This is a genomic window from Serratia sp. CY44782 (assembly GCF_052168715.1).
Taxonomy (GTDB): domain Bacteria; phylum Pseudomonadota; class Gammaproteobacteria; order Enterobacterales; family Enterobacteriaceae; genus Serratia; species Serratia nevei.
This window is the reverse complement of record NZ_JBJNME010000003.1, coordinates 153,778-177,866: the sequence shown is the minus strand read 5'-3', so window position 1 is coordinate 177,866 and position 24,089 is coordinate 153,778. Positions and strand designations below refer to the sequence as shown.

Sequence of the window (24,089 nt, the reverse complement as noted above, 5' to 3'; positions counted from 1 at the left end):
GAAGGTTAATCTTCGTCGTCGTGCTCATCGTCTTCATCCGCCTCGATCGGGCAGTTGAAGTTCTCCGGCTTAATCACCAGCAGATCGCATTTCAGATGGTCGATCACATGTTCCGCGGTGTTGCCGATAAAGGCCGCCGAAATGCCGGTGCGGCCCAGGGTGCCCAGAACCACCACGCCGGCCTGCAGGTGTTCGGCCAGATCGGGGATCACCTCTTCCGGCAGACCTTTTTCCACGTGGGTGAACTCTTCCTTAATGCAGAATTTCTGCCGCAGCGCCTTCATGGCGATCAGATGCTGGCCGCGGATGGCGTCGTTGTAGACGCTCGGATCGAAATCGGGCAGCTCGATGGCGATGTTGATCGGGGTAACGGGATAGGCGCCGACCAGGTGAACCTCGGTCTGGTTGACGTTCTGCGCCAGTTCGACGGTTTCTTGCACCAGTTTGATATTGAGCGGATCGTGATAGGGTTCTTCGCTGGCCAGGTTGACCGCCACCAGCGCTTTGCCGCCTTCCGGCCAGGGTTGGTCTTTTACCATCCACACCGGGCAAGGGCATTTGCGCAGCAGGTGCCAGTCGGTGGGGGTGAAGATCACCGACTCCAGCCGGTCGTGCTGGTGCGCCATTTTCAGCAGCAGGTCATGCTGGCCGGAAAGCACTTCCTGAATGATGGCTTCGAAGGGGCGGTTATGCCAGACCACTTTGATTTCGATCGGCACGCCGTCGTTGAGATAGAAGCGGCACTGCTCGTTGATCCAGGCGGCGCGTTGGCTGATCACACCTTGCCGCATCGCCGTTCTTTCGTCCGGGGAGAGCAGGGTCGTCATTTCGTAAGAGAAGTCATAAATGGGCAGGAAGGCTTTGATGCGCCCGCCGTTCCGTTTTACCAGGTACACGGCGCGGCGCAATGCCGGCTGATCGTCCTGATTGGGGTCAATAGCCACCAGAAGATTCTGATACTTCGCCATAGGGCCTCCTTACAGCTGAAATCAACAGTCTGTTAATTTACAGAGTAACCCAACATTGAAAAACAGAACAACAACAGAAGCGTGCCGGATCAACAATTTCGGTGAAATGTTGATCCGGCAGGGGAATCAGGCGTTGACGGTCACGTTGATGCGTGGCGTACCGGCCAGCACCGACAGGGCGTCGGCGTTTTCGATGGTGATGTATTTGCCTTTCACGCTGAGGATTTCGCTTTTCTGGAAGCGGCCCAGCAGGCGGCTGATGGTTTCCACCGTCAGGCCGAGGTAGTTGCCGATGTCGCCGCGGGTCATGGTCAACCGGAACTCGCGCGGCGAGAAGCCACGCTCCGCGAAGCGGCGCGACAGGTTGTAAACGAACGCCGCCAGGCGCTCTTCGGCGTTTTTCTTCGACAGCAGCAGGATCATGTCCTGGTCGCCTTTGATCTCGCCGCTCATCAGTCGCATGATCTGCTGACGCAGATTAGGCATTTTGCCGGACAGATCGTCGAGGGTTTCGAATGGGATCTCGCACACCATCGAGGTTTCCAGCGCCTGAGCGAAGCTTGGGTGCTTCAGACCGCCGATGGCGTCGAAGCCCACCAGGTCACCCGCCAGGTGGAAACCGGTGATCTGCTCGTCGCCTTGCTCGGTGATGGTGTAGCTTTTGATGGTCCCGGAACGGATCGCGTACAGCGATTTCAGCTCGTCGCCGGCCTTGAACAGGGTCTGGCCTTTCTGGATGGGCTTTTTCCTCTCGATAATGTTGTCGAGCTGGTCCAGCTCGTGGGCATTAAGGGTGAAAGGAATGCACAGCTGGCTGATGCTGCAGTCCTGGCAATGGATCGCACAACCACCAGACTGGATACGACGAATCACGCGTTTTTCCGGGATCATAGATTACGCTCATTCAATAATTGATATGAGTCAATTTTAACATCTTTTGCTGCAGCTGATAAGGGTGGCATTAGCATGAATAGGGGTATTGTGTGCGAATTTTGCGCACACATGCCGCCGATTATTCTGTATCGCGCTGAAGTCGCTAGATTTATTTGGCACTTATGCGCAACGTGCGGTCGCCATTCCGGCGGCATAAGGCAGGGCAATCGGCGCGGGTGGTCTGCGCGGCTCGCATTGACAGGTTTTAGCGGCGTGAATCAATCATCCTTTGACACATTTACTGGCGAAAGCTTGTCGCATTCATCCGAATCCTCACCGCAAAGCCGCGCCGCATCGGCGTTAAGCTGAAGGTCAGAAAGGCAGGTGAACGATCCTGTTCGGGAGTGGATGATGAAAAAGCGCATACTGTTGATGGCGGCCGCCGCGGTGTTGATGACGGCCAGCGCCGCCGCCTTCGCCCACGGCTATTACGGCCACGGCTACTACCGGCACGGTTATTACTACGGCGGGCCGCGCGTGGTGATCGGCGTGCCCTGGGGGCCGCCGCCGCTCTATTACCCGCCGCCGCCGGTGGTGTATGTCACGCCGCCGCCGCCGCAGACCTATATTGAAAAGCCGCCGAGCTATGCCTACTACTGCCGCCGCCCGGCGGGCTATTACCCCCAGGTGCCGCGTTGTCCTGACGGTTGGATGAAAGTGGTGCCAGACGGTCCGTTCTCCCGGTGATTAAAGGCGGTGCGTGATGAGACACTCTTTTGCTTTCCCGATAGTGGCGCTGGCCGGGCTGTTGGCCGGCTGCGTCTCTGCGCCTTCCGGGCCCGGGGTCACCGCGCTGCCCGGCACGGGGAAAAGTTACGAACAATTCAATCGCGATGAGGCCATGTGCCGCGGCTATGCGCAAAACAGCCTTGGCGGCGGCACGCAAACGGCGGCCAATTCGGCGACGGGAACGGCGGCGACGGGAACGGCGGTGGCGGGAACGGCCGTCGGCGCGGCGGCAGGGGCGTTGATTGGCGCCGCATCCGGTCATGCCGGCCCCGGCGCGCTGATCGGCGCGGGTGGCGGGTTGCTGGTCGGCAGCGCGATGGCCAATAACTCGGCCTGGCGCAGCAGCGATGACCTGCAAGACCGCTATGATACCGTGTATACGCAGTGCATGTACGCCAAAGGTAACAAGGTGCCGGTGGCCTACGGTTATGGTGAGGCCACCTCATCGCCGGTGCCGCCGGACTACTATCCCGCCGCCCCGGCGGATGGCGTCCCGCCGGACTATGTGCCGCGCTAGCGCGAGAGCAGATCTTGCGGCAGGTAACCTTCGTGCTGCAGCAGCCACTGCTTGCGCTGCACGCCGCCGGCATAGCCGGTCAGCGCACCCTGCGAACCGATCACCCGGTGGCAGGGCACCACGATGCTGATCGGATTCGAACCGTTGGCCATGCCGACCGCGCGTGAGGCGGTCGGGCGGCCGATACGTTGCGCCAGCTGGCCGTAGGTCAGGATCTCGCCGCACGGGATTTGGCGCAGCTGTTGCCACACGGTGCGTTGGAACTCGGTGCCGGCGGTCATCACCGGCAGCCGATCGATAATGCTCAGCTCACCGGCGAAATAGCGTTGCATCGCGTCGGTCAGCCCGCTGGGATCGCGCTGCTCGCGCAGGGTGAAGCGATCGGCGCGGTAGTGGGTATTCAGCAGCTTCATCAGGCGCGCTTCGTGATCGGTCCAGTCAATCGCCCGCAGGCGCCCCTGTTCATCGGCAATCAGCACCAGTTCTCCCACCGGCGTGGCGGTACGATCAATCAAAAAAGTCTGCATCTGGATCACTCCTCGGTTTGGTATGGCGATTATCGCATGAAAGCGGGGGAAGCGATGGCGGATTTCGGACATGCTGATGGGCAACCGCAGGGTTGCCCAAATAGCCGGCTCAGGGTAAGCCGGGGAGTCATTGCACGTTAAATTTATAAAATAAATTTATAAGTAATCAAGACAGATCGTGTCTTGTTTATTATTTCATCAGACATTAACGCGTTGGCGTTACTTATAGCTGATGGTCACGCGCTTTAAATGGGGATTGTTATTCACCATTTCGCTGGTGACGGCAGAGACTAATTCTTTTGGCATTTCTTTTAACGAAGAGGAAATATACCCGTTCTGATATTCCGTCACTTTACCGAAGCAGTTGGAGATAAGCTGTTCATCCTGATGTGTGATGGTGCAGGTCGGGGTGGTAATGGCGCCGGTGAAGCGCACGACGCCGGAGGTGACCTGGCTGCCGGAAAGCGGTTTTGCTTGCAGAGCGAAGGGCAGAATGACCAATGCGCTTAATACAGCTAAGTAATGGTTCATATGCTGTTCCTCTTAGAGTGAAAAATACTGCCAATTAAAAAACAAGCACGCTTGTTTTCATCAAATAAGCTATTTCGCCTGGCGAAATAAAAACGAATGGGCAAAATTCCTACTGCCTGCATCCAATGAATTTGATAATAGGGAGGTAGGGTGAGCAAAACCATGATTTGGATCATAGTGAAGACTGGTTAATGGTTTCCGGCACGGGCAGGGTAAAAGGCTGTGATCGCTCTCTCAGGAAAGCGGGGAATGGCGGGATGTTTTCGCCCCCGTGGTGCGGCCGTAGAAACCGGGGGCGAGAGCAGGCTTACAGCATGCCGCTGCTGCCGCAGATGCGGATCTTTTCCGCCACCACTTCTTTCATCGCCAGCTTGCCGGGGACGATGTATTTGCGCGGGTCGTTGGCATCCGGGTGCTGTGAAAAGTAGCTTTTCACCGCATCGGCGAAGGCGATTTTCAATTCGGTGGCGACGTTGACCTTGCAGACGCCGAGCGAGATCGCGCGCTTGACCATCGCTTCCGGAATGCCGGAGGCACCGTGCAGCACCAGGGGCACGTCCACCTGTTCGCGGATCAGCGCCAGGCGCTCGAAGTCCAGCTTCGGCTCGCCGTGATACAGGCCGTGGGCGGAACCGATCGCCACCGCCAGCGAATCGATGCCGGTGGCGGCGACGAACTCGCGTGCCGCCACCGGGTCGGTATAGAAGCTGTCCGCCGTATCGACGATCAGGTCGTCTTCCTGCCCGCCCAGGCGGCCCAGTTCTGCCTCCACGCTGGCGCCATAGCGGTGGCACAGGGCCACTGCGGCGGCCACCTTGGCGATATTCTGCTCGAACGGCAGATGGGAACCGTCGATCATCACCGAGCGGATGCCGCTTTTCACCTTGTGCTCGATGTCGTCCAGCACTTCGTGATGATCCAGATGCAGCGCCAGCGGCAGATCGTAGCGGTGCGCGGCCGATTGGCAAATGCCGATCAGGTAGTCGGTTCCGGCGTAGCTGAAGGTGCCGGGCGTGCCGGCCATGATCACCGGTGAGCGCAGCTCGGCGGCGGTTTCCGCTACCACCTGCACGGTTTCCAGATTGTGAACGTTAAACGCCGGGACGGCGTAACCCTGGCGTTGCGCCTTGAGCAGCATTTCTCGGTTGGCTATCAGATACATGGGATCTCCTTACAGCTCTGGGGAAGGAAAACGGTAAATCGTCACGCCTTTCACCACCCGGTTGACCTCGCCGGTCGGGCAAGGGTTGTCCGGGGTCAACCCCAGCGCCAGCGAACTCTCGAAGGCCAGCATCTGGGTGAACAGCAGGTACGGGAACAGCAGCCAGATATCGTCAGCCGCGTCGTGCATATACAGCAGGGCATCGGACAGGGGTTGGCGTTCGCCGGTCAAACCGACCAACTGCATCGCCAGCCCGTCGCGCTGCAGTTCGTTCCACAGATCGCGGTCATACTGGCGGGCGTAGTCGCCGTGGGAGAACATCACCACCACCAATGTTTGACCGTCGACCATAAATTTCGGGCCGTGGCGCAGGCCGAGCGGCGAGTCGTAGCGCGTAACGATGTGCCCGGCGGTCAGCTCCAGCATCTTGAGCGAGGCCTCTTCCGCCAGGCCGGTAAAGCAGCTGCCGCCGAGGGTGATATAACGGCGGAAACCGCTGGCGGCCAGCGCCTTTACCTGTGGCTGCAGCGTTTCGCGCAGTGCGCGGCAGCGCTGCACCATGGCGTTCAGCGGCGCCTGGGCGGCCTCGAGCGAAAGCGGGCCGAGCAGCAGCGCTGCGCTCAGCATCATGCAGCTGAAGCTGGAGGTCATGGCGAAGCTCTGATCGTTGGAGCCTTGCGGCATCACCAGCGAACAGACGTTGTCGCGCCGATGCGCATACTGCGCCAGCTTGCTGTCCGGGTTGCAGACCAGCATCAGGTGGTAGCTTTCCGGCAGCAGTTGGTCGGCCAGCTCCACCGTCGCCACGCTCTCCGGGCTGTTGCCCGAGCGGGCGAAGGAGACCAGCAGCGTCGGCCGCTCAGGATCGAGATACTGCCGCGGGTTGGCGACGATATCGGTGGTGCCGTAGGCTGCCACGTCGCGGCCGGTTCGTTCGCGCAGCCAGGGCGCCAGGGCGCGACCGGCGAACGCCGAGCTGCCGGCGCCGCACAGCACGATTTGCAGCCGAGGATTGGCCAACAGCGGCGCCAGGAACGGCTGCCACTGCGCCTGTTGCTCCTGCAGTTGCCGGTGCAGCGCCGCCCACAGATCCGGCTGCTGCCAAATCTCTGCGGCGGTGTGCCAGGCGTTGCGCTGCTTCAGCCAATCCGCCTCGTAAGAGAAATACGCGTTCATGATGACAACTCCTTAAAAGCCTCGGTTAACGGTCGGCGATAATCACGTCGATCCCTAAATGGTGCAGCGCCTGCAGATAGTGTTCCGGAATGCGGCCGTCGGTGACCAGGCGGTGGATCTGGCCGATTTCGCGGATCATGCAAAAGCTGGTGCGGCCGAATTTGCTGGCGTCGGCGATGGCGATCACTTCGCGCGCCACCTCGCACATCACGCGGTTCAGCTGCGCTTCGCCCGGATCCGGCGTGGTGATGCCGCCCGCCAGATCGAAACCGTCGACGCCGAGAAACAGTTTGTCGAACCGGTACTGGCGCAGCTGCTGTTCGGCGGCGGGGCCGTACAGCGACCAGGCCTTGCGGCGCACGCTGCCGCCGACCACCATCAGATCGATCTGCTCGTTGTTGGCCAGTTCGAAGGCGATGTTCAGCGCGTTGGTCATCACCACCAGATCCTTTTTGCCCGCCAGCTGCGGCGCCATCTGGCTGGTGGTGGAGCCGGAGTCGAGGATGACGGCGTCGCCGTCTTCAATCAGCGCCGCCGCCGCGCAGGCGATGGCGTGTTTTACGTCGCGGTTGATGCGGCCCTTGTCCTGCAGCGGGCGATCGAAGGCGAACTGTTTGTTCAACATGGCGCCGCCGTAAGCGCGCACCGCGCAGCCGTGCTTTTCCAGCTGGCGCAGATCGCTGCGGATGGTGACGCTGGACACCGAAAACTGCTGGCTGAGCTGTTCCACGCGCACCGAGCCTTCGCGGCACAGCTGGTCGATAATTAATTCCCGGCGTTTTGCGGTATTGATCATTAACGCAGACTCCTGATTTACCTGTAGCCGTGCCCGACCGCGGCTTAATAAGCCGCAGCGATACCGACCGGAGCGCTTTCAGTTGTTCGTGGCGAATTACAGCAAACGAAACACTGAAATGCAATCGATTAATTTTAAAATATCTATATCTATCAGTTGGTTATATTTAATTTTGCTTTCGGTTTAGCGGTAACCGAAAGCGGTATTAACACAAAGTGAAAACGGCAAATTCGTTATTTTTCAGTCGACAATTCTCGCGATGGCTTTATTCGGCCCTGCGGCGGCGAAAGCCGCAGCGATCATTCGACAGCCGCCGGGCTTTCACTGTTTTTTTATGCCGCCGCCTGTAATAGCGCCGCGCCACGCACGCCGCTGCTGTCACCGTGCACCGGCGGGAATACCGCAGCCGGTTCCACGCCCGGCAGCAGCCAGCGCCGCATCGCCGTCGGCAGCAGCCGATACAGCTCGCCGACGTTCGACAATCCACCGCCCAACACGAAGGCATCGACGTCCAGCAGCAGCTGCAAACCGGCCAGCGCGCTGGCCAGAATGTCGACGTAGACGGTCATCAGCCACTGTGCGAGCGGATCCCCCCCGCGATAGCTGGCGACCAGCGCCGGCACGTCGGCGGCCGGATGGGCAAAGTGGCGGCTCAGCGCCAGCAGCCCGCTGCCGGAGACGTAGCGTTCAAAGCAGCCGGTCAGCCCGCAGTTGCAGCCGAACAGCGGCAGATCGTAACGCTGCGCCAGCTGGGCGGAGATCGGCATATGGCCCCATTCGCCCGCCAGCCCGTTGCGCCCCTTGTGCAGTTGCCGGTTCACCACCAGGCCACCGCCGGCGCCGGTGCCGATGATGGCGCCGAACACCAGCGGCAGATGGGCGGTTTGCGGCGTGCTGGCTTCCGACAGCGCGAAACAGCGGCAGTCGTTCTCGATGGCGATCGGCCGCGCCAGCGCCTGCGTCAAATCATCCGCCAGGCAATGCCCGGTCAGGCAGGGTACGTTGACCGCCAGCTGGCGGCGGCTGACGGGATCGGTGATCCCCGGCAGGCCGATGCCGATGCTGCCGCGCGTATGCAGCTCGCGGTCCGCCTGTTCGACCAGCCCGGCGATGCAGGCCACGAACTCGCCATAATCGCCGGTTGGGGTGCGCACGCGCTGGAGCAGCACCTGATTGAGCCGGCGATCGTAAGCGGCCATTTCGATCTTAGTGCCGCCGATGTCGAAGCCGTAACGCATCTCTCTCGTGCTCATGGTCAGGCTCCGTTCAGGGCGATCACCGCCGCTTCGCGGCGCGCGCGTTCGGCGGCGAACACCATCAGGTGGCTCTCCAGCGCTTCCGCCGGGCCGGCCAGCACCTGGCTCGGATCGTTGGTGCGAATGGCCGCGATAAAGTGCTGCATCAGGTAGTAGTCGCCGCCACCGTGGCCGGCCATGACGTGCAGATCCTGGCCGGCGTCGGTGTCGTAATGCGTTTCGCCGTCGTCGAGGAACGAGGTGATGCGGATATGGCGGCCGTCGCCCTCCAGGCAGCCGCGGCTGCCGAAGATGCGGGTGTGGCGATCTTCGTGGCGGGTAAAGGCCGTCATGGTGAACGACGCGGTGCGGCCGCCGGCGAACTGCATGTTGACCACCTGATGATCGACCACGTTATTGTCGCAGCGGTAAACGCAGCGGCCGTAGGGCCCGTCGCGCAGCGCCGCCCGCAGCGTCGTCTGGTCGGGTTCTGGCGTCAGCACGCGCAGAAAGCCGGGCGTGGCCTTGTGGTCGTCGCCCAGATAGATGCGTTTGGCGGAATAGGGGCAGGACGCCTCCACCGCGCAATCCAGGCAGTTGTCCGCCGCGCCGGCCGGTTGGTTTTCCTGGCGGAAGTGGCGCAGGTTGCCGAAGGAGCTGACCTGTTCGCAGGGCTGCTCCATCACGTAGCGGATCCAGTCGATGTCGTGGCAGGATTTCTGCAGCAGCATAAAGGCGGCCTGCCGATCGTTGCGCCAGTTGCCGCGCACGAAGGAGTGCGCCTGATGCCAGTAGCCGACCGGCTCCAGGTGTTGCAGGCTGACGATGTCGCCGATCGCGCCGTCGCGCAGCAGCTGCTTGAGCTTTTGGGTATAGCGGGTGTAGCGCAGCACGTGGCCGACCGAGAAGATCAGCTTTTGGCGCACCACCTCGGCGACGATGGCGCGGCACTCGTCGGCGTCCGGCGACAGCGGCTTTTCCAGCAGCATGGCGTAGCCCTGGCGGGCGAAGGCCAGCGCCGGTTCCAGGTGCATCTGATCCTGAGTGCAGATCAGCACCGCGTCGGCCAGCTTGCCGGCATCGGCGGCCTGGCGCCAGTCGGTGAAGACGTTTTCCGGCGCGATGGCGTGCTGCGCCACGAACTGCTCGCGGTAGGCGTCACGCGGTTCCGCCACCGCCACCACCTGCATCAAATCGGGGTGCGCCAGCGCATAGCGCGAGTAGATTTCACCGCGCGCGCCGGCGCCGACCACCAGCACCTGCACCGGACGCTGGGCAACGTTGTTGGGTTGTGTTGACGACATTGCTGATACTCCGCTGTTGTTATTTGAGGTTTTGGCCGCTGAGCTCGTCGAACAAATGTGCGCGCGTCAGATCGAATGCCAGATGAACGCTTTCGCCGAGGCGCGGCTCCCAGTCCGGCAGCGACGCCATGCGCAGCACGAAGCGCAGGTCGGCCAGCTCGCAGTGCAGCAGCTCTTCGTTGCCCATGCGCTCGATGGTGACGATCTGCGCCGGGAAGCAGTTGGCGCTGCCGGGCGCGCACAGCCGCAGGGACTCCGGCCGGATACCGAGGCACACCCGCGCATGCGGATAGTCCGCCAACTGCCGTTGCAGCGCCGGCGGCAGCTCGAGCGGGTGCTGCAGGCCGATGCGCAGCCGCACCGTTTGGCCGTCGCGCACGATCGCCAGATCGTGCAGGTTCATCGACGGGCTGCCGATAAACTCGGCGACGAAACGGTTGGCGGGGTGGTGGTACAGGTTGATCGGTTTATCCACCTGCATGATGGCGCCGCGGTTCATCACGCAAATGCGATCGCCCATGGTCATCGCTTCGACCTGATCGTGGGTAACGTACACCATGGTGGCGGCGGCACCTTCCTGCTTCAGCTGATTGTGCAGTTCGATCAGCTGCACGCGCATCGACACCCGCAGCTTGGCGTCGAGGTTGGACAGCGGCTCATCGAACAGGAACACCTTGGGCTTGCGCACGATGGCGCGGCCGACCGCCACCCGCTGGCACTGGCCGCCGGAGAGCTGGCCCGGCTTGCGCTGCAGCAGGTTGGTGATCTCCAGCTTTTCCGCCGCGTCGCGCACCCGGCGGTCGATTTCGGCCTTGCTCTCTTTGCCGATCAGGCCGAACGCCATGTTCTTGTACACCGTCATGTGCGGGTACAGCGCATAGTTCTGGAACACCATGGCGACGCCGCGATCCTTCGGCATGCTGTCGTTGACGCAGCGATCGTGGATCAGGATCTGCCCCTCGCTGACGCTCTCCAGCCCGGCGATCATCCGCAGCAGGGTGGATTTGGCGCAGCCGGACGGGCCGACGAACACCATAAATTCCCCGTCCTCAATGTCCAGATTGACGCCGTGCAGCGCGTGGAAACCGTTGGGGTAGACTTTTTTAACGCTGTTTAACTGAATTCCGGCCATGTCATTTACCTTGTCTGCGCGTTAGCCTTTCACCCCGGCGCTGGCGATGCCCTGGATGAAATAGCGTTGGAAAATAATGAACAGCATCAGCATCGGGATCACCGCCATCAGCGCCCCGGCCATCAGCAACGGGTATTCCACCCCGGCGCGGCTGGAGAGCGAGGCGAGGCCAACCGGCAGCGTCAGCTTCTCGGTGGTGGTATTGACGATCAGCGGCCACATCAGGTTGTTCCAGCTCCACAGGCCGTTGATGATGACGCAGGCGATAATGCCCGGCCGGATCAGCGGCAGCATGATGCGCCAGAAGATGGCGAAGTAGCTGTAGCCGTCGATCAAGGCCGCTTCTTCCATCTCCTTCGGCACCGCCAGAAAGAACTGGCGCAGCAGGAAGGTGGCGTAGACGCTGAAAATGCCCGGCAGCACCAGCCCGGTGATGCTGTTGACCAGCCCCAGCTTCTGTACCACCAGAAATTGCGGGATCAGAAACGCCTGGCCGGGCACCATCAGGATCGACACGCACACCAGGAACACCGCGTCGCGGCCGCGAAAATGCAGGCGCGAGAAGCCATAGGCAGCCAGGGTGGCGATCGCCATCTGCAGGGTGACGGTGAAGAAGGTCGCCAGCAGCGAGTTGAGATAAAAACCGGCGAACGGGATTTCGTGCATCACCCGGCCGTAGGCCTGCAGGCTGGGGTGCGCCGGCAGCAGCGTCAGCGGGATCTGGATGCTCTCGGCCTGGGTTTTCAGCGAGGTCACCAGCATCCAGATAAAGGGCACGACCGAGGCCAGCGCCGCCAGCCCCATAAACAGGTACACCAGCGTTTTCTTGCTTGCGTTCATGTGCAGCTCCTCAGCTGACTTTCAGGCGCTTGCCGATCGCCATTTGAATCAGGGTGATCACCAGCGTGACGGCGAACAGCACCACGGTGATGGCGGAGGCGTAGCCTTTTTCCTGCAGGTAAAACGCGTACTTGTAGAACAGGTTGGTGACGGTCATCACGTCGTTTTCCACCAGCGCGCGGTCGAACATCAGGAACACCACGTCGAAGATTTGCAGGATCTCGATAAAGCTCATCACCGACACGAAGAACAGCGTCGGCACCATCATCGGCAGCGTGATGCAGAAGAAGCGCCGCAGGGTGCCGATGCCGTCGATATCCGCCGCCTCGTACAGCTGGCGCGGAATGCTCTGCAGCCCGGCCAGCAAAATGATGATCTTCAGCGCCAGCGACGACCAGATGATGATGATGGACACGCTGATGCGCACCACGTCCGGATCGGACAGCCAGGCGACCGGCGCAATGTGCAGCAGGCCCAGCGCCTGGTTGATCAGGCCGAAATCCTTGTTGAACAGCCATTGCCACACCATGGCCACCGCCGCGGGCATGGTGACCGCCGGCAGGAACAGCAGGGTGCGCAGCAGGCCTTTGCCGCGGATGTTCTGGTTGAGGCCGATCGCCAGCAGCAGCGACAGGCTCAGGCTGATCGGTACGCACACCACTACGTAGAACAGGGTGTTGGCGGCGGCGGTGTAGAAGTCGTCGTCTTCGAACAGGTTGAGATAGTTATCGACGCTGATGCTGCTCCAGCGCATGAACTGGTTCAGATCGGTAAAGCTGTAAAAAATGTTCTGCAAAAAGGGGATCAGGTAAAACACCGTGACCCCTAACAGCAGCGGCAGGATCATCACCCAGCCCCAGAAGCGTTCGGCGCGTTCGAGCCGATTGAGCGCGGGGCGGGCGGTGCGCCGGGATGATTTCAGGGTGACCGTAGCCGTTTCTGCCAGCGACATGTTGCCATTCCTCACCTATCACTTTCAGCGTGGGTCCACCGCGGCGCACACTCGGGGTAGCGCGCCGCGGCGGGGCGATTACTGCTCCATGACGCGCGCGATCTTCTTGACCGACTTGTCCATTTCCTGCTTGGCGTCCGCGCCCATAAAGATTTTCTTCAGGCTGGCGATCCACATGTTCTGCCATTTCGGCGTATTGGTGCCGGCGGTGGGGTAAGCCTGGGTCACTTCAAGGGTCTGGATGTAAGGCGAGACGTCGACTTTCTGGATCTGCTGCGCCCAGACCTTGGCCGCCGTCTTGTTGGCCGGGATCACCACCTTGGCCAGCTCCGCCTGCGAGGCTTCGCTGCTCATGAAGGCGATATATTTCCAGGCGGCCTGTTTGTGGGCGCTTTTGGCCGACATGGCGAAGGCCAGGCTGTGCGCTACGCCGGACTGGCGTTCAATTTTCGGCATCATCACCACGCCGATGTGATCGTTGATCAGCGGGTTGTTGGCGAACGGCGCCGCCAGCCAGGAACCGGCATAGACCATCGCGGCGCGGTTGGACTGGAAGATGTTCTCGGTTTTGACTTCGCTCATTTGCTGGGCGCTCGGCATCAGGCCGTCTTTCATCATGCCCTGCAGCTGCTGGTAGACCCAGATGGATTTGTCGTTGGCGATGTCGGTGGGTTGGCCGTCTTTCGGCACGATGTGATTGCCGTTTTGGAACAGCAGGTTCATATAGCTGTCCTGGCCGTCGATGCTGAGATCCATCACCAGCGGGAAGGCGGCGCCTTTCAGCCCGTTTTTCAGGGCGGTGGCTTTGTTTTTCAGATCGTCCCAGCTCCAGTCGCTGGTGGGGTAGCTGACGCCGGCCTGATCGAACAGTTTTTTGTTGTACCACACGGCGATGGAGTCGACGTCGCGCGGAATGGCCATCTGTTGGCCATCGTACTGGTAGGCTTTCACCGAACTGGCGACCACGTCGTCCAGCTTAAGGCCGCTGTCCTTAATATAGGGCGCCAGCGGCTCCATAATGCCGTTTTTGGCGTATTGCACAAAATAAGGCATATTGATCCAGAATATATCCGGCGCCACGCCGCCGGCGGCAGCGGAATCCAATTTAACGAAATATTGCGCAGAGGGCGTTAATTCTATTTCTATTTTTATATCCGGATTGGCCTGTTCAAAACGTTTGGCGATCTCCTGTTCGGCAGGTAATTGGTTTCTGTCCCAAACGGCATAGCGTAATGTTATTTTATCTGCGGCGTGGAGCAGGGTGGGTAATAATAATGCGCTGGCGAGAATAGAGTGCGCTAGCAGGCGTCCGGTATTTTTTATCGGTGACATTGCTTTCCCCTCGGTGAGCGACGAATAACGTTTTTCGCAACGTAAATTCTTTCTATCCCTTAACTTTCAATGTGTCAATACACCCCCGAATGCCCAAAAATGGGGCGTGAATGTTTCACTGTTGTTAAAACTGAAAGGCTTTCACGGTCAAGTGAAAGGTGTTTTTGTTCACATTTCGTTAACCTGTTGGTGGGTTTTTTCCCTGCTGTCGCGGCATTTAGCGGCCCTCGCAGGCATAGGAATAACTGATAACCCTTGCACCATAATGGGGATTAAAAACATTTTTATTGTGCAAGCATCAGCTTCTTTCATTTTTGTGATGCAAATAAACAAAAAAATCGGATTGCGGCAGTCAACGAAGGGCATGGGAACGATTTTTATTACCGGCTATTGTCTGTGGCGATAAAAGGCGTTAGCCTGAATTTCACCGTGTTTATTCATTAAAATAAAGAGGGCCGAACATCATGCGCCTGTCTCTGGTATTTACTCATTGCCTGGAGAAAGTATTTCATCGCCACAGCGTGCCACCTATTTCCGTGGAGGAACGGCTGAGCGGGTTAAATAACGAGGTGCTTTCCTGGCAGGCGGTGTACTGTTTGCAAACGCCCGGCAACGAAACCCGCCATGAGCTGTGTTATCAACTCGACGGGCCGCTGGCGGAGTATATCAGCGTGCGCCAGGTGCAATCGGTGCCGAGCGGTTTTCCCTGTTATCGCGAGACCGACGAGAATTACCTGACGACCGAGCCGGGGTTATTTCCCGATCCGCTGATGCCGCTGCCGCAACGGCGTTTTTTCGCCGCCTGCCGCTATTATGGCAGCCTGTGGCTGACCCTGACGCCGCCGGCCGATGTGCAACTGGCCGGCGACTTTCCATTGACCCTGCGGCTGCTGGATGCCCAGAGCGGCGAGGCGCTGGCCGAGGCCACGCTGACGCTGCATCTGGTGCCGGCGGCGTTGCCGCCGCAAACGCTGTTGCACACCGAGTGGTTGCACACCGACTGCCTGGCGGATTACTACCGTCTGGCGGTGTTCAGCCCGGATTACTGGCGCGCAGTGCGCCACTTTGTGCGCTGTGCGGTGCGTGCCGGGGTCAATATGCTGCTGACGCCGCTGTTTACGCCGCCGCTGGATACCGCCGTCGGCGGCGAGCGCACCACGGTGCAGCTGGTGAGGGTGACGCGTTCGGCGCAGGGATATGGCTTCGATTTCAGCCGCCTGGCGCAGTGGGTGGCGCTGGCGCAGGAAGAGGGCATCGAGCACTTCGAAATCGCGCCGCTGTTTACCCAATGGGGCGCGGCGCATGCGCCGAAGATCGTGGTGGAGGAGCAGGGCGAGGCGCGAGCGCTTTTCGGCTGGCACACCGATGCGCAGGGCGAACCGTATCAGCGTTTCCTGCAGGCGCTGCTGCCCGAATTGACCGCCTGGTTCCGCGAACGGGGGCTGGAACGGCAGGTGTGGTTCCATGTTTCCGATGAGCCGACGCTGGACAACCTGGCGGCCTACCGGCGCGCCGCCGCCGCGCTGCGGCCGCTGCTGGACGGCTTCCGCACCTTCGACGCGCTGTCGGATTTCGCTTTCTATCAGCAAGGCCTGGTGGAAACCCCGGTCGCCGCGACCGATCATATCGATCCCTTTATCGAGCACCGGGTGCCCGGCCTGTGGGCCTATTACTGCTGCGTGCAGAAGACCGAGGTCGCCAACCGGTTCTTCGCCCAGCCTTCGGCGCGCAACCGCATATTGGGCGTGCAGCTGTATCTGTACCGCATCGCCGGCTTCCTGCATTGGGGATTCAACTTCTATAACAGCGCCCATTCGCGCGAGCGCATCAATCCGTACGCAGTGACCGACAGCGGCCATGCGTTTCCCTCCGGCGATCCGTTCGTGGTCTATCCGGGCGAGGATCTGCAGCCGGTGGAGTCGCTGCGCCTGCGGGTGCTGCACCAGGGGCTGCAGGACATGCGCGCGCTGCAGCTGCTGGAGAGTCTGACCGACCGGGCGACGGTGGAGGCGCTGATCGAACGCGAGCTGGGCATGCGCATCACCTTCAAGCGTTATCCGCACCAGGCCGGGCCGCTGCTGCGCCTGCGAGAAGCAGTGAACCGCCGAATCGAAGCGTTGCTGGCGCCGATGTGAGGGGCAATGGGGGCGAAAATGCGTCTTTCGCTCCCAAATCGCCATTACTTTGCTATACCTGATAGTCGATGGATTCATTTTATTGTCATGTAACTGACACGTCAGAGTCACGGCTCTGGCTTAAGTTTGCAGCGACTACGTCAGGAGATAACGCGATGTTCAGCCTGGATTCTCTGTTGCAAGATGCATTTCCACACCGCAATACCCCTGCCTGGCAGCGCAGCCTGCTAAGAACCCTTCTCTTCGAAAAAGAATTCAAACAGTTCGCCGCCGACTATCCCCACCTGAAAGGGCTCGATCTGATCGAGCAGGTGGTGGACTACTTCAACCTCAGCTGCGAGCTGGTGGACGGCGATCTGGAAAACATTCCGAGCCAGGGGCCGGTGGTGCTCGTGGCCAATCACCCGATCGGCTCGCTCGACGGCCTGGTGCTGCTGCGCGCCGTCGCGGCGGTGCGCCCGGATGTGAAAGTGGTGGCCAGCCAGCTGCTGACCTACATCGAACCGCTGCGCAACCTGTTCGTGCCGGTGGATAACGTCGCTTATAAAACCAGCCGCAAGCAGATTGAAGGCATGCAGCAGCAGCTGGACAATCAGGGCGCGCTGATCCTGTTCCCGGCCGGCGAAGTGTCGCGCATGAGTCCGAAGGGTATCCGCGACGGCCACTGGCATACCGGCTTTCTGCGTCTGGCCGCCAAGGCGCGCGCGCCGATCGTGCCTATTCATATCAGCGCGCGCAACAGCAACCTGTTCTACTTTACCTCGCTGGTCTACCGGCCGCTGTCGACGCTGTTGCTGGTGCGCGAAATGTTCCAGCAGCGGGGCGGGCGTATCAAGATCCGCATCGGCGGCCGCGTGCCGTTCGCCAACTGGCATGACGGTCACACCAGCGCCAAGGATCTGGCGGAGCGTTTTCGCCGTCATGTGTATCGCCTGGGCCAGGGCAAGCCGGGGCTGTTCGCCAGCGAATCGCCGATCGCGCTGCCGGAAGAGCGTTTGGAGCTGAAAAAAGCGCTGGCGAACTGCGAACGCTTGGGGGTGACGCCGGACGGTAAAACCATCTACCTCTACCGCCGCCACGACGAAGCGCGCACGCCGATCCTGCGCGAACTGGGTCGCCTGCGCGAGATCGCCTTCCGTGCGGTAGGGGAAGGCTCCGGCCGCCGCCGAGATCTGGACAGCTACGACGAGGACTATTATCACCTGGTGCTGTGGGATGAGGAGGAGTTGGAGATCGTCGGCGCCTATCGCTTTATCCCTACCGCCGAACAAATCGAACGCAAAGGGCTGGAAAGCATCTACAGCAACAGCCTGTTCCACTACGACCGCGATATGGAACCGATCCTGGCGCAGGGCATCGAGCTGGGGCGCAGCTTCATTCAGCCCGCCTATTGGGGCAAACGCGGGCTGGACTATTTGTGGCTGGGCATCGGCGCCTACCTGTCGAAATACCCGCAGTACCGTTATCTGTTCGGCCCGGTGTCGATCTCCGGCGGCATGCCGCTGGCGGCGCGCGATCTGCTGATCGCCTTCTATCGGCTCTACTTCTCGCCGGATCATGCCTTCGCGCAGTCGCGCCGGCCTTATCCGGCGTCGCTGCCGCAGGTGCTGGCGCAGTTTGCCGGGGATAACTACCAGGAAGATCTGGTGCGGCTGAAGAGCCTGCTCAGCAACATCGGCTGTTCGATTCCGACGCTGTACAAACAGTACACCGAGCTGTGCGAGCCGGGCGGGGTGCAGTTTATCGACTTCGGCACCGATCCGGCGTTCAACAACTGCATCGACGGGCTGGTGCTGGTGGACACCACGCGGCTCAAGCCGTCACGGTATCAGCGTTATATTGCGGTGCATCAGCCGCAGCCAGCCGAGACGGCATGATTGTAGTCTGACTCATGCCTTTTTGATCTAAGCACGACCTTGGGGCCGGCGACGGGATAGCGCTACGATAAACGTTTCGCTTTCCACCGCCGGAGCCTTGCATGCCTCACTCGTTTATCCCGCCGTTATTGTCCGCCGATGAACCCTCTGCCGCCGCCGTTGAAATCCCGCATGGCAAAGCGCCATTTTTGCTGCTGTGCGATCACGCCGGCAAGGCGATACCGCAATCCCTCGGCGATCTCGGCTTGCCGCCGGGGGAGATCGAACGCCACATCGGCTGGGATATCGGCGCGCTGAGCGTGTCGCGCCATCTGAGCCGCCAGCTGGACGCGACGCTGATCCATCAGCGCTATTCGCGGCTGGTGATCGACTGCAACCGGGCGCCCGGCATCGCCAGCTCGATCCCGCACTTGTCCGAGCTGACGCCGATCCCCGGCAATATCGGTATCGACGCCGAACACGCGCTGGCGCGCGAGCGCGAGGTGTTTTTGCCGTATCACCACGCCATCGACGATCATCTGGGGCAGCGCCAACTGCGTGAACTGCCGACGGCGGTGATCGCCATGCACAGCTTTACGCCGGTGTTCAAGGGGGAATCGCGCCCCTGGCAGGTGGGGCTGCTGTTTAACCGCTATCCGGAGTTTGCCCATCTGCTGGCCGAGCTGCTGCGCGAAGAGGGGGATTTGCAGGTGGGCATCAACGAACCTTATGCGATGACGGACGCCACCGACTATACGCTGCCGGTTCATGCGGAACGCCGCGGTTTACCTTATGTCGGCATCGAAATTCGCCAGGATCTGATCGCCGACGAACGCGGGCAGCAGGCGTGGGCGAAACGTTTCGCGCGCCTGTTGCCGCAGGCCTGGCAACGCTGGCAAATTTGACTTTAGGAATATTCCCAGAGATGATAACCGTAAGGAATACGTAAGACGTCAATTAGAAAAAAAGTCAGGAGAGACGTGTGGAGCACAGCGATAACGGACTGTTTATCAAACGGGAGCGTTTTGAAGTTCTGGCGATTCTGCGTGAAATTTGCAAACAACGCACGCCGCTGCGCGTAGAAAATCAGCAGCACCGGTTTCAAAGTCTGTTATTGAGCGTCGGGCCGGACAATATCGTGTTTAGCGGCGAGGAAGCCGCGAGCGCCATCGACGGCGCCTGCACCATCGTGATTGAAAGCAACGACGCCAAAATCGAGTTTTCCGTCGGCCAGGCGGAGCTGACCGAACATCAGGGCGTCCAGGCCTGCTCGACCCGTCTGCCGCAGGAGCTGGTTTACATTCAGCGCCGTCGCCAGTTCCGCATCACCACGCCGCACTGGCGTCAATTCTTCTGCACCGGCGAATACCCGGACGGTACGCCTTATGAGCTGCGGATCCACGATCTCTCTGCCGGCGGCGTCGGTTTGCGCTTCGATGGCCCGCTGCCGGAATTCTTCCAGCCGGGCTTGCAGTTCAAGAAAGCGCTGCTGGATCTGGGCAGCTACGGCAGCTTCAAGGTCAACATGGAGCTGGTGGTGGTCAACGACGATCAGGAAACCGACGACAACGACCAGGTGGTACACTTCTCGCGCCTGTCATGCCGTTTTCTCAAGCTGGGGCTGGCGATGGAACGCAAAATTCAAAGTGCGGTGTTTGCCTTCGAGCTGGATTTCAACAAAAAGAAAAAACGCTGATATTTATCAGGGGCAGTGCGCTGCCCCCTGACGCTCTACAGACCTTACGGTTTTAATGCCCGCAGGCTGCCGATCTCTTCCCATCCCAAATGCGCCGCTTCGGCCAGTACGTCGCACACCTCACCGCCGGCTGCGGCCACGGCTACGTCGAGCGCGGCGCCGTGTAGCAGATGGCTCACCAGCAGTGCGGTGAACAGATCGCCGGTACCTTTGACCGCCGATTTGACCTTCGGATGGGTAAAGCACTGGGTTTCCTGCCGGGTGACCAACATCAATCCCACCTCGTCTTCGTGCTGCGCCACGCCCGGCGCGCTGGTGACCAGCACCCATTCGGTAGTGTCGTTCAACAGCGCCTGCGCGGCGTGTTGCGTCTGTTCCCGGCTGCTCAGAGAGCGGCCGCACAGCTGCTCCAGTTCGAAACCGTTCGGCGTCAGGCCGTTGGCCAGTCGCAGGAACGGCGAGCGATAGCAGTTGACGATGCGTTCATCCACGTAGATCCCTTCGCCGTAATCGCCCATCACCGGATCGATATAGATCTTTATCTGCGGATTGAGGGCGCGCACCCGCTGCAGCCAATTGGCCAGAATATGGCACTGCATCACGTCGCCCAGGTAACCGACGATCACCGCCCGGGTGCGTTTCATCACGCCGCGGGCGATCAGATCGTCGAGAAAGCCGCCGAACCACTCACCGGAGATGACGCCACCGTGCGGTTTGCCATAATAGGGTGGGCAGCCGAACAGCACGCTGGGCACCTGCAGCGCTTCCAGCCCCTTTTTCAGCAGGGCGCGGTAGGCGATACCGTTGCCGACGCTGCCGTAGACCACCTGAGATTGAATGCTGATCACGTCGATGGACGGTGACCGTAAGGGTGAAGTCTGTTGCATGAGTTACATCCTTGGTTCGTTATTATCCAGCCAGCGGGCGAACACCTGTCGCGCACGCTGTTCCAGCTGTGTGCCGTGGCGCGCCGCCTGTTCGCGCAGGGTCTGGGGCGCGACGCCGGCCAGTTCCAGCTCGCAGGCATGGCCAATCAGCCAGCGTTCGATATCGCGATGATCTGCCTCCAGATGGAACTGCAGGCCGAGCGCAAAACCCTGATAGTCAAAGGCCTGATGCGGGCAAACCGCCGTGCCGGCCAGGCAGCGGGCGCCCTCCGGGATCGTGAACATATCGCCGTGCCAATGCAGCACCGGCGTATCGGCCAGCGGCGCCAGCGGCGAGTCGTCTTCCGCCGCTAGCGTGGTCAGCGGGGCGAAGCCGATCTCTTTGACGCCGAGCGAGATCACGTCGGCACCCAGCGCCTGGGCGATCACCTGAGCGCCGAGACACACCCCGAGGGTCGGCCGCCGCTGCGCCAGGCGCTGTTTGACCAGCGCCAATTCATGGTCGAGAAAATCATAGCGCAGCGCGCCGGAAAAGTGCTGGGCAGCGCTGATCGGCCCGCCGAGCACCACCAACAGATCGGTCTCTTCATTATTGATAGCACGAATATCATCGCGGCCGGCATCGTAATAGTCGATCTGATAGCCACGCAGCGAGAGCAGGGAACCGAGGATGCCCAAGTTTTCAAAATTGACGTGTCGAATGGCGACGGCTTTTTTCATTGTTTAACCTCGTGAGCGTGAGTGAACGGCGTCAGCGCCAGCGATTCGCCCAGCACGGTGATGCCTTGCGCGCCGCTCTGGTAGACGATACGGCGTTCGCTGACCTGGCTGAGCTGCACCTGATAACCCTGCGCAGCCGGGAACAGCGCGCAGGCCTGCTCCAGCTGATCGGCGGCCCAGGGGGTGAACATCTCCAGGCGGGCAAAGGCTTTTCCTGCATACTGAATGTCGAGCACGTAATGTTTATTCATGGAACCCCTTACTTTTGGCCGCGGAAGCTGCTAATCTTGATTGAACTAGTACAAAAGGATTTATGTATGACTTCATTGTATGCAAAAGGCGGCGGCGCTGTCCAGATTGCCGAGCAGATCACCGCACGCATCAAAGGCGGCACGCTGCGGCCGGGTGAGCTGCTGCCACCGGTACGCCAGCTGGCGGCGGAGCTGGAGGTCAATGCGAATACCGTCGCCAGCGCATACGCCCGATTGCGCGATGCCGGTCTGGTGGCGACGCGTGGGCGGGCGGGAACGGTGGTGCTGGAACCGCCGCTGGCGGCGGTGAGTGCGGCCTATACGCCGCGCCAGGTGCCGGCGGGAATGTGCGATCTGGCCAGCGGCAATCTGGATGCCGCCCTGTTGCCGGCGTTGGCGCTGGGCGCGGCGGAGGGATTCCCGCAACAAAACGGCTATGACATCAGCGGCGATCTGCCGGTGCTGACCGGCCTGGGGCGCGAGTGGCTCGGCCACCAGGGCGTTAGCCTGGGGGAGCCTGCGGTATTCTCTGGCGCGCTGGACGCGATGGAAAAGGCGCTGCGCTGCCATATGCAGCCGGGCGCGGCGGTGTGGGTGGAAGATCCCTGCTGGCCGCCGCTATTGACGCTGCTGCGCCACCTGCGTTTGCGGCCGCTGCCGCTGGCGATGGATGAACAGGGGTGCCGGTTGCCGGAAAGCGGAGCGGCGGGCGCGGTGATCCTGACGTCGCGCGCCCACAATCCGACCGGTGCCTCGCTCTCTGCGCAACGCGCGCAGCAGTGGCGGCGTTTTCTCAGCGAAAATCCGCAGTGTCTGGCGATCGTCGACGACTTCTGGGGGCCGCTGTCGCAGCAGCCGCTGCATCTGCCGTTCGACGGCGATCGCGGCCTGTACGTGCTGTCGCTGAGCAAGTTTCTCAGCCCGGATCTGCGCATCGCGCTGGCCTGCGGCAACCCGACGTTGCTGCAGGCGATGCGCGCCGATCAGTACATCAGCGAACGCTGGGTCAGCCATATCTTGCAGCAGATTGCCGCCAGACTGTGGGGGCAGGCCTTGCAGGAGGGGCAGCTGCAGCGGGCGCAACAGGCGTATCAAGCCAGAAGGGATGAACTGGTGCGGCGGCTCAACGCGCTGAATCACACGGCGCTGGCGGTGGGGGAAGGGCTGCATCTGTGGTTGCCGGTGCGGTCGGAAACCGCCGCCGCGCAGCTGATGGCGCAGCGGGGGTGGCTGGTGCAGGGCGGCGAACCTTTCCGCCTGAAGGGCGATGCTGCGATCCGCGTCAGCCTGGCCAACGTCGTGCCGGCACAGCTGGCGCCGCTGGCGCAGGATCTGGCCGACGCCATGCGGGCCAGCGCGGCGATCAACTAGGCCGGCGTCAGGCTCTCCTCCGCCAGCAGCTGCAGTGAGGTGAGCCGGGCGCTTGGTTCGCCGATCGGCGTGTCGATGATGAACTCGTCCACGCCGTAGCGCTGCTGCAGCTGCGCCAGTTGCTGATGCACCTGCGGCGCAGTGCCGAGCAGGATATGGCTTTCTCGCGGTTCGATGCGGTAGTCGGTGGCGCCGGCCTGCTGCACGAAACTCTCCGCCTGGGCCAGGCTGCCGACGGTCACGCTCTGCTCACCGGCGACGTGCACGCGGTATTGCTGAATATCCGCCGCCAGCGCCGCGGCCTGTTCCGCGCTCGGCGCCGCGATAGCCGCCACCGCCAGCAGCCCCTTGCGGCCACCGCTCAGTGCGGTGTAGTGCGCCAGCGCCTCGCGGATATCCTGCGGATTGCCGTTCAGATGCGCGGCGAACACGAAGGCCCAGCCGGATTCGGCCGCCAGCGTCGCGCTCTCTTTGCTGGCACCGAGCAGAAAGCGCTGGGCGGCGTGCGGCGGCAGCGGTGTGGCGCTCAGTCCCGGTTCGGCGTCGTCGTTCAGATAGGCGGTCAGCTGCGACAGCTGCTGCGGGAAAGCCGGTTTATTTTGTCGGTCATGGGCGGCCTGCAGCGCCTGGGTGGCGAGCGGCAGCCCGCCGGGCGCTTTGCCCACCCCGAGATCGACGCGCCCCGGCGCCAGCGCCGCCAGCAGGTTAAAGTTTTCGGCCACCTTGTAGGCGCTGTAGTGTTGCAGCATCACGCCGCCGGAGCCGATGCGAATGCGCGACGTCTGGCCGAGCAGGTAGCCGATCAGCACTTCCGGCGATGGGCAGGCGAGCTGCGGCGTGTTGTGGTGCTCCGCCAGCCAGAAGCGCCGATAGCCCCAGCGTTCCGCCTGTTGCGCCAGATGCAGCGTGCGCACCAGCGCCTGAGCGGCGCTTTCCCCGTCGGCGATCGGACTCTTTTCCAATATGCTCAAGGCATAAGCCATTTTCCCGCTCCTTTCCTCATCAGATATGCCTGACAAATACCATGCGGGCGGCGCGC

At 61.3% G+C, this 24,089-nt stretch carries 25 protein-coding genes; 8 read left to right on the top strand and 17 right to left on the bottom strand.

The window, feature by feature from the left end; translation table 11 throughout:
- Window positions 1-5: 5 nt before the first annotated feature.
- Together uspE and ACJ8HT_RS06795 are read right to left on the bottom strand one after the other, a co-directional pair.
- Window positions 6-968: a universal stress protein UspE gene (gene uspE / locus ACJ8HT_RS06800; protein ID WP_004938281.1), complete on the bottom strand. Its 963-nt coding sequence runs from the start codon at window positions 966-968 to the stop codon at window positions 6-8.
- A 126-nt stretch (window positions 969-1,094) separates the two neighbouring features.
- Complete coding sequence (locus ACJ8HT_RS06795; RefSeq protein WP_004938278.1) at window positions 1,095-1,859, bottom strand: FNR family transcription factor; 765 nt, start codon at window positions 1,857-1,859, stop codon at window positions 1,095-1,097.
- A gap of 393 nt (window positions 1,860-2,252) precedes the next feature.
- Here ACJ8HT_RS06795 and ACJ8HT_RS06790 point away from each other — a divergent pair, with 393 nt between their 5' ends.
- Together ACJ8HT_RS06790 and ACJ8HT_RS06785 are read left to right on the top strand one after the other, a co-directional pair.
- Window positions 2,253-2,588 (top strand): hypothetical protein, encoded by a 336-nt coding sequence (locus ACJ8HT_RS06790; RefSeq protein WP_060418645.1) that lies wholly within the window; start codon window positions 2,253-2,255, stop codon window positions 2,586-2,588.
- A 16-nt stretch (window positions 2,589-2,604) separates the two neighbouring features.
- A complete protein-coding gene (locus ACJ8HT_RS06785; protein WP_197652900.1) occupies window positions 2,605-3,147 on the top strand; it encodes a YMGG-like glycine zipper-containing protein in 543 nt (180 codons plus the stop codon).
- On the opposite strand, the gene ogt is transcribed toward ACJ8HT_RS06785, so the two are convergent.
- The 11 genes from ogt to ACJ8HT_RS06730 all read right to left on the bottom strand — a co-directional run bounded on the left by ogt (window position 3,144) and on the right by ACJ8HT_RS06730 (window position 14,134).
- Window positions 3,144-3,674, bottom strand: a complete 531-nt coding sequence (gene ogt / locus ACJ8HT_RS06780) for a methylated-DNA--[protein]-cysteine S-methyltransferase (RefSeq protein WP_049198299.1) — start codon at window positions 3,672-3,674, stop codon at window positions 3,144-3,146. The two genes, ACJ8HT_RS06785 and ogt, sit on opposite strands and share 4 nt — an antisense overlap.
- 219 nt (window positions 3,675-3,893) lie before the next feature.
- Complete coding sequence (locus ACJ8HT_RS06775) at window positions 3,894-4,205, bottom strand: hypothetical protein (RefSeq protein WP_197652899.1); 312 nt, start codon at window positions 4,203-4,205, stop codon at window positions 3,894-3,896.
- A 307-nt stretch (window positions 4,206-4,512) separates the two neighbouring features.
- Window positions 4,513-5,367 carry a tagatose bisphosphate family class II aldolase gene (locus tag ACJ8HT_RS06770; RefSeq protein ID WP_197652898.1) on the bottom strand — a complete coding sequence of 285 codons (855 nt, stop codon included), beginning with the start codon at window positions 5,365-5,367 and terminating at the stop codon, window positions 4,513-4,515.
- Between the two features lie 9 nt (window positions 5,368-5,376).
- Window positions 5,377-6,543 (bottom strand): SIS domain-containing protein, encoded by a 1,167-nt coding sequence (locus ACJ8HT_RS06765; protein WP_197652897.1) that lies wholly within the window; start codon window positions 6,541-6,543, stop codon window positions 5,377-5,379.
- 25 nt (window positions 6,544-6,568) lie between these two features.
- Window positions 6,569-7,339 carry a transcriptional repressor AgaR gene (gene agaR, locus ACJ8HT_RS06760; RefSeq protein WP_087762745.1) on the bottom strand — a complete coding sequence of 257 codons (771 nt, stop codon included), beginning with the start codon at window positions 7,337-7,339 and terminating at the stop codon, window positions 6,569-6,571.
- 332 nt (window positions 7,340-7,671) lie between these two features.
- Window positions 7,672-8,577 (bottom strand): ROK family protein, encoded by a 906-nt coding sequence (locus tag ACJ8HT_RS06755; protein ID WP_197652977.1) that lies wholly within the window; start codon window positions 8,575-8,577, stop codon window positions 7,672-7,674.
- Between the two features lie 17 nt (window positions 8,578-8,594).
- Entirely contained in the window at window positions 8,595-9,878 is a 1,284-nt protein-coding gene (locus ACJ8HT_RS06750) for a Gfo/Idh/MocA family protein (RefSeq protein ID WP_197652896.1), read from the bottom strand.
- A gap of 19 nt (window positions 9,879-9,897) precedes the next feature.
- Complete coding sequence (locus ACJ8HT_RS06745) at window positions 9,898-11,010, bottom strand: ABC transporter ATP-binding protein (protein WP_060439858.1); 1,113 nt, start codon at window positions 11,008-11,010, stop codon at window positions 9,898-9,900.
- 21 nt (window positions 11,011-11,031) lie between these two features.
- Window positions 11,032-11,850 carry a carbohydrate ABC transporter permease gene (locus ACJ8HT_RS06740; protein WP_004938251.1) on the bottom strand — a complete coding sequence of 273 codons (819 nt, stop codon included), beginning with the start codon at window positions 11,848-11,850 and terminating at the stop codon, window positions 11,032-11,034.
- A 10-nt stretch (window positions 11,851-11,860) separates the two neighbouring features.
- Complete coding sequence (locus tag ACJ8HT_RS06735; RefSeq protein ID WP_047730640.1) at window positions 11,861-12,802, bottom strand: carbohydrate ABC transporter permease; 942 nt, start codon at window positions 12,800-12,802, stop codon at window positions 11,861-11,863.
- 78 nt (window positions 12,803-12,880) lie between these two features.
- Window positions 12,881-14,134 carry an ABC transporter substrate-binding protein gene (locus ACJ8HT_RS06730; RefSeq protein ID WP_174171935.1) on the bottom strand — a complete coding sequence of 418 codons (1,254 nt, stop codon included), beginning with the start codon at window positions 14,132-14,134 and terminating at the stop codon, window positions 12,881-12,883.
- 106 nt (window positions 14,135-14,240) lie between these two features.
- Here ACJ8HT_RS06730 and ACJ8HT_RS06725 point away from each other — a divergent pair, with 106 nt between their 5' ends.
- From ACJ8HT_RS06725 to ACJ8HT_RS06705, 5 genes are all read left to right on the top strand, one after another.
- Window positions 14,241-14,540: a hypothetical protein gene (locus ACJ8HT_RS06725; protein WP_197652895.1), complete on the top strand. Its 300-nt coding sequence runs from the start codon at window positions 14,241-14,243 to the stop codon at window positions 14,538-14,540.
- A gap of 58 nt (window positions 14,541-14,598) precedes the next feature.
- Complete coding sequence (locus ACJ8HT_RS06720; protein ID WP_197652894.1) at window positions 14,599-16,269, top strand: DUF4091 domain-containing protein; 1,671 nt, start codon at window positions 14,599-14,601, stop codon at window positions 16,267-16,269.
- Window positions 16,270-16,424: 155 nt separating this feature from the next.
- Window positions 16,425-18,146, top strand: a complete 1,722-nt coding sequence (gene olsF, locus ACJ8HT_RS06715; RefSeq protein ID WP_197652893.1) for an ornithine lipid synthase OlsF — start codon at window positions 16,425-16,427, stop codon at window positions 18,144-18,146.
- A 101-nt stretch (window positions 18,147-18,247) separates the two neighbouring features.
- Window positions 18,248-19,030 carry an N-formylglutamate amidohydrolase gene (locus ACJ8HT_RS06710; RefSeq protein WP_123895030.1) on the top strand — a complete coding sequence of 261 codons (783 nt, stop codon included), beginning with the start codon at window positions 18,248-18,250 and terminating at the stop codon, window positions 19,028-19,030.
- A 77-nt stretch (window positions 19,031-19,107) separates the two neighbouring features.
- The gene (locus ACJ8HT_RS06705; protein WP_049199733.1) at window positions 19,108-19,821 is read left to right on the top strand and encodes a flagellar brake protein; all 714 of its coding nucleotides are present in this window, start codon (window positions 19,108-19,110) and stop codon (window positions 19,819-19,821) included.
- Window positions 19,822-19,865: 44 nt separating this feature from the next.
- On the opposite strand, the gene pdxY is transcribed toward ACJ8HT_RS06705, so the two are convergent.
- From pdxY to ACJ8HT_RS06690, 3 genes are read right to left on the bottom strand one after another with little or no spacing between them, the layout of a single operon-like run.
- The gene (gene pdxY / locus ACJ8HT_RS06700; RefSeq protein ID WP_126178945.1) at window positions 19,866-20,708 is read right to left on the bottom strand and encodes a pyridoxal kinase; all 843 of its coding nucleotides are present in this window, start codon (window positions 20,706-20,708) and stop codon (window positions 19,866-19,868) included.
- Between the two features lie 3 nt (window positions 20,709-20,711).
- Complete coding sequence (locus ACJ8HT_RS06695) at window positions 20,712-21,428, bottom strand: glutamine amidotransferase (RefSeq protein WP_197652892.1); 717 nt, start codon at window positions 21,426-21,428, stop codon at window positions 20,712-20,714.
- On the bottom strand, window positions 21,425-21,679 hold the full coding sequence (locus ACJ8HT_RS06690) for a hypothetical protein (RefSeq protein ID WP_194572019.1): 255 nt from the start codon (window positions 21,677-21,679) through the stop codon (window positions 21,425-21,427). The genes ACJ8HT_RS06695 and ACJ8HT_RS06690 overlap by 4 nt, the downstream gene beginning before the upstream one ends.
- Before the next feature lie 66 nt (window positions 21,680-21,745).
- Here ACJ8HT_RS06690 and ACJ8HT_RS06685 point away from each other — a divergent pair, with 66 nt between their 5' ends.
- Window positions 21,746-23,050 (top strand): aminotransferase class I/II-fold pyridoxal phosphate-dependent enzyme, encoded by a 1,305-nt coding sequence (locus ACJ8HT_RS06685; protein WP_197652891.1) that lies wholly within the window; start codon window positions 21,746-21,748, stop codon window positions 23,048-23,050.
- On the opposite strand, the gene ACJ8HT_RS06680 is transcribed toward ACJ8HT_RS06685, so the two are convergent.
- Window positions 23,047-24,033 carry an MsnO8 family LLM class oxidoreductase gene (locus ACJ8HT_RS06680; protein ID WP_197652890.1) on the bottom strand — a complete coding sequence of 329 codons (987 nt, stop codon included), beginning with the start codon at window positions 24,031-24,033 and terminating at the stop codon, window positions 23,047-23,049. The two genes, ACJ8HT_RS06685 and ACJ8HT_RS06680, sit on opposite strands and share 4 nt — an antisense overlap.
- Window positions 24,034-24,089 lie beyond the last annotated feature (56 nt).